We start from the raw sequence: 4,800 nt of genomic DNA, 5'->3' as shown, positions 1-4,800 counted from the left end.
TACTACGATTGGTTATTGCTGAATTATCTTCATGGTTGTGTTTTGCGGGTAGGCTATTGTTTGTTACACTTCCATTAAAGTTGTCGAAACTGGAAACATGGTTGTGATTTGCGGGTAGGCTATAGTTGGTTACACTATAGCTGATAAGCTATCATTAGAAAATGCGGTTGTGATTTGCGGGTAGGCTATAGTTGGTTACACTCTGTACATAAACATTACACCTCTAAGATTGTTGTGATTTGCGGGTAGGCTATAGTTGGTTACACTAGCCCTTTCGTAATACCCTGTTTACAAAGGAGTAGTTGTCGTTTTTGTAGTCAGAAAAGCGACAATTGCTCCGGCGGTAGCTCGATCTTTTTGTGTTTTTTGCCATAAAAAACTTCAATCCTGCCAAATTGTTTGTCAGTTATTTTAACAATACGCACTTCACCGTCAGGCGGTAGGCGTAATTTTACCCGTTTGGCATGGACTTGTGCATTTTCATCACTGGCGCTGTGGCGCATGTAGACAGAATACTGCATCATTATAAAGCCATCTTCCAGCAGATGCTTCCTGAAAACTTGGTATTGTTTTCTCGCTTCCGGCGTATCTGTAGGTAAATCAAACAGGACTATGACCCACATTGAATTCAAACCGCCAAAACTCATGATTGCGGCTTATTTATCCGCTTGGGATAGCTAAGTACGACCGTATTATCCTCATAAGCGCGTTTGAGGTTTGCAATAAGGTAATGGCAAGACACCATGAGCGGCAGGGTTTGTTGTTCCCAAAGCACGGGTTCAGCCAATAGGTTCAGCAAAGGTATTTTGGTTTCCTTGTTCACTACTAACTCTGGGTTGTTTTGTGCCATCAAATACACGTTAAAATCCACCCAGGGCCGAAACGGTTCCATCAGGTCATCCGCCAGGCACAGGCCGTTGTACTGGTTGCTGTGATACAAGCCCAGTGCAGGGTGCAAGCCACTGCCGACGATGGCGCGGGCAACCATGGCGCGAATGATGGCATAGCCATAGTTTAACAAGCTGTTGATGCCGTCTAATTCGGTATCGCGCCGGAATTGTTCGCCAAACAGTAACCGCCAGTATTTTTGTGCGGCCTGGGCTTCAAGGTTTTCAGGGTCGCCCACTTTGACCTTATTAGCAAGCCGCTCCAGTGGTTGATAAGTTTTATCGAGATATTTCAGCGTGTCCGCTTGGTTACCCAGTTTTTGTTTGACAATTTGGCTCCAGAGGCGTTTTTTGGTGGGCAGTTTTAAGGCGATTTGTTGTTGCAGGATTTTAGTGTGTAAGGTGTTGCCGTCGCTGATCGGTAGCAATAGCGAATAAGGCAAATACCGTTCATCACAAAAAACCAGGGCGACATTATGTTTCTGGCAGGCGATGACCGCCGCCTGAGTGATAATAATCGCCGGATTTTGCAAAATCAAAGCGCCAATGTCTTCAATCGGTATCTGTGCAACGGTTTCGCCATTCTTATCAATTAGTAATTGTTGATGTTTTAGGTGTAAATAAGCTTGTTCGCTGATGTCGATGGTGCGTTTTATCATTCGACCAACTTGCCATTTGCGTTAACCTTATGAATTTTCATGTGATACTTTTCTATCAAATTCTTTATCGAATCTGAAATAGCACCTGTTTTTTCACTTGCACAAGTATGTGGTATTAACTCTGGTCTTGGCTGTTTGCCTTGTGACAATTGACCTAGTCCCTGTACTTGGTAAAGTGCCATTACTCCATTTATTTCGAGACTAACCATATCTTTTTTATGTAGCGACATTGCAAACACATAATCGCCATCATGCTGTTTTTTGATAATGGGTTCTCTAATTACCTTCCTATTAATTGCAGATTTTGTTCCTGTCATTGCGCGTCTATGCGCTTCCATCATCGTTACAAATACACCTGAAAATTGACTTGTGTTGATATCCTTGATAATTTCAATATGATGAATATTCCCGTAGGTATACCACTTAAATATTTCTCCCCTTTGATTTTTAACTGCAAATTTTTCCTTTTCAATATCTTCACTATTGGTGATTTGCATTGACCCATAAACCCTAATTCGCTTGATTGCGGTCTTTCCGTCCTTGTGTTTAACAATAACGCTATCAGCAAATGCGCTTTTAGCATTAAATTGATAAATGGACAAATGTTCTTTAATGATTGTCGCAACCGATGGATCAATAACTTTTTTCAATAATTTAGCGGCCTTTTTTTCATCTGTACATTTATCAAAATAATCGCTTAAACCTTTACGGTATACCGTTCCTTTGCCCTCAACAAATCCAGAGCCAGTATCTTCATGTAATGCCCCGCTTAATTTTAATTGCGGCGCATGGGCAATAATGATGTCAGCTAGCCGCTGTTGTAAGTCTTCGCGCAAATCCAACCAAGGCGGATCGATATGGATGTCTTTCATATTAAGCTCCGACTGTCTGCGCTCCAGGTCTTGGGCGGTTTTTACCAAGGTTTGATACAAACGCCTATCAACACAGGCAATCACTACCGCATCAATGGCGTGATGACGATGGTCTGTGCGTTCTTTTTTATCGGTTTCACCGATCAAGTCATTCAACCCCCACTGATGCCTGAGCCATGCGGTGGTAATGCCTTTGCTGACGGATATGTCCGCGCCCAGTTGCGCCAGATAGGTTTGGGCAACACGGCTGATATAGCGAGTATCGTTCAGTTGGCTGTTGATAAAATCCCGCTTTTGTAGTTCGGCGGAGGTGGTAAAAAAGCGGGCTTTTTTGGCTTTAAGCGACCTGTCCCAGCGGTTGATGGCCTGGGTAATCTGGTTCCATTTGTCGGCATTACCGCTAAAGGCATCAACTGGGGTTCTTTGTCCTTTGTTCCGGTTTTCAGCGGCATAGCAGATTACTTTATTCATGTAGGAGTCATCCAGCGATTCGCTATACGGTAAGATGTGGTCTACCTCAATATTGGCAGTGAACAATTCCGATAAATTAATCGTCTTGCAGCTGTAGGCGCAAAGTTGTTTTTGGTCTTGCCACAGGCGGTACTTGATTTTGTCTGTTTTACTGGGGTATTTGGATAGTTTTAGATGCGGATATTGTTGCCCCATTTCCTGATATTCGCTGGTCGCTTCATCGTTGGCTTTGGTGTTTTTGCCTTGTTGTTTGATAAAATCCTGGTAGCGCGTGGTGTTCATTTCCAGGTCTCGCGCCATTTCAACCCTTATGGCATCGGGCTTGCCGTATTCGGCAATAATGGCATTGATGAGCCGCCTTAATTCGTGCAGGGCTTTTTGTACGATAGGGTTGGGTAGTTCGGGTGGTATGCCTAGCCTATCGGTTGGTGCGATGTCTTTAACTTCATAACCATAACCCGCACTTACACGGGCATCGGAATAAATCTGCCCTTGTTGCAAAAACGGCAACAATTTGTTGATGGCTTTCAGGGACAGGTTGCCATGTCCGGGTTCAAACTCTAACAGGCAAAGTTGTACAGAGGTATTGACATCGAAGCCCCAGTGCTTAAGCAAGCGGTTTTTCAGCACGGATTTTTTGGTGATGGTCAGCAAATCTTCTACCAGTGCGCGTTGCCTAGTGTCGTCAAAACCATCCCATTCGGGTAATCGTTTACGGATTTCACAGCCAGTTATATTGCCTTTGAGTTTTTTCGTGCCGATTTCCAGATTAAATTCGTAGGATTTATCAAGACCTAAGGTTTTTCTTATGGCAGCAAAACTCACATTCTGGGTATTCTCGAACAGCTTCACCAGTTTTTGCTTGTCTTTCTCATTGAGCGATACAGTTTTGTTTGTGTAGGGGTCAACGTATTGCAAGTTATTTATATCTTGCAGATACCGAAAACGCTGGCTTTCCAGCCAAGCGATTTTTGCTCTATTTTTGGCGGGTTCTAATGAGCATTTGCCTACGCGGTCTGCGCGTAGCTTTAACGGGCGTTGATAAAAAATGATGTCTTCTATCTGCTCTTTTACCGCATCCGTCAAAACGTTATGGTGATGTTTTTGATGTTGCCAGATTAAATCCAGTTCATCCCGGTACATTTGCCGGTCGGTGCGTAGATGTCCGCCGTCGGTTTTCCGGTTGCGTTTACAGTCATGGTGGCTTAACGAAGCGAGATATTCACCCAGTGTGCGAAAACCCGATTCAGTGATGGTATTTTTTAATTTACTGTTGTCATCCTCACTTTCCAATTCAGCCAAAACATCGGGGTCGTCGGCCATATCGCCTAAAAGTGTTTTCCTGTTGCTTAAAAAGCCGCGCCGTTGCACTAGATGCAGGAATACGCGGCCTAACTCAAAGGGTGCTAACGGGTTATCAAGCGCTCTTGCCCTTAATTGGTAAGGGTTGCCTAGTTCGTTTAGGATGATTTCCGGTGTTGGATTGGCGGTCAGTTCTTGCGGTAATAGCTTGAGCGTTATCAAGTAATTGAGCATCCGCAGTTTACGTCTGGCACGGCGCTGTAAAACACGCCTTGTTAACCTTGCGTTCCGTCGTTTTACATTTTTCGGTGTGGGCGTTTTTTCTTCCACCGCTTTGATAAAGATGCGGCTGCCCAGGTTGATGATTTTATTGGATTTACTGTCAGTTTCTTCTAATAATGCCCAACCGATTGAATTTGTGCCTAAATCCAACCCTAAAATTTTCTTGCCCATTTTGATTTCTAACCTATAATTGCCCACTGTAGTGTAACCAACTATAGCCTATTGCTTTGCTTTTCATACCAATGGAACGTTATTCCGTAGGCTCCGCCTTCAAGCGACCCAAGCCCTCACGAGGTTGAAAAGCCAACGGGGGCTTTTTATTTTGAG

At 43.9% G+C, this 4,800-nt stretch carries 3 protein-coding genes; all 3 read right to left on the bottom strand.

The annotated features are described in order from the left end of the window. Positions 1-317: 317 nt before the first annotated feature. Genes cas2 through cas9 form a run of 3 tightly spaced genes read right to left on the bottom strand, consistent with a single transcriptional unit; the run spans position 318 to position 4,644 of the window. Positions 318-647, bottom strand: coding sequence for a CRISPR-associated endonuclease Cas2 (gene cas2 / locus ACLQ6D_RS09065; RefSeq protein WP_411726960.1), 330 nt, complete (start codon positions 645-647; stop codon positions 318-320). Further along, positions 644-1,546, bottom strand: coding sequence for a type II CRISPR-associated endonuclease Cas1 (gene cas1 / locus ACLQ6D_RS09060; protein ID WP_411726959.1), 903 nt, complete (start codon positions 1,544-1,546; stop codon positions 644-646). Before cas1 ends, cas2 begins: the two co-directional genes overlap by 4 nt. After that, entirely contained in the window at positions 1,543-4,644 is a 3,102-nt protein-coding gene (cas9, locus tag ACLQ6D_RS09055; RefSeq protein WP_411726958.1) for a type II CRISPR RNA-guided endonuclease Cas9, read from the bottom strand. Before cas9 ends, cas1 begins: the two co-directional genes overlap by 4 nt. Positions 4,645-4,800 lie beyond the last annotated feature (156 nt).

Source organism: Methyloglobulus sp. (assembly GCF_046714055.1).
In the GTDB taxonomy this organism is placed as follows: domain Bacteria; phylum Pseudomonadota; class Gammaproteobacteria; order Methylococcales; family Methylomonadaceae; genus Methyloglobulus.
This window is presented reverse-complemented; position numbering and strand designations above follow the sequence as displayed.

Excerpts from the sequence above, each read along its gene's own strand:
- cas2 (WP_411726960.1), bottom strand. The coding sequence starts at position 647 with ATGAGTTTTGGCGGTTTGAATTCAATGTGGGTCATAGTCCTGTTTGAT.
- cas9 (WP_411726958.1), bottom strand. The coding sequence starts at position 4,644 with ATGGGCAAGAAAATTTTAGGGTTGGATTTAGGCACAAATTCAATCGGT.
- cas1 (WP_411726959.1), bottom strand. The coding sequence starts at position 1,546 with ATGATAAAACGCACCATCGACATCAGCGAACAAGCTTATTTACACCTA.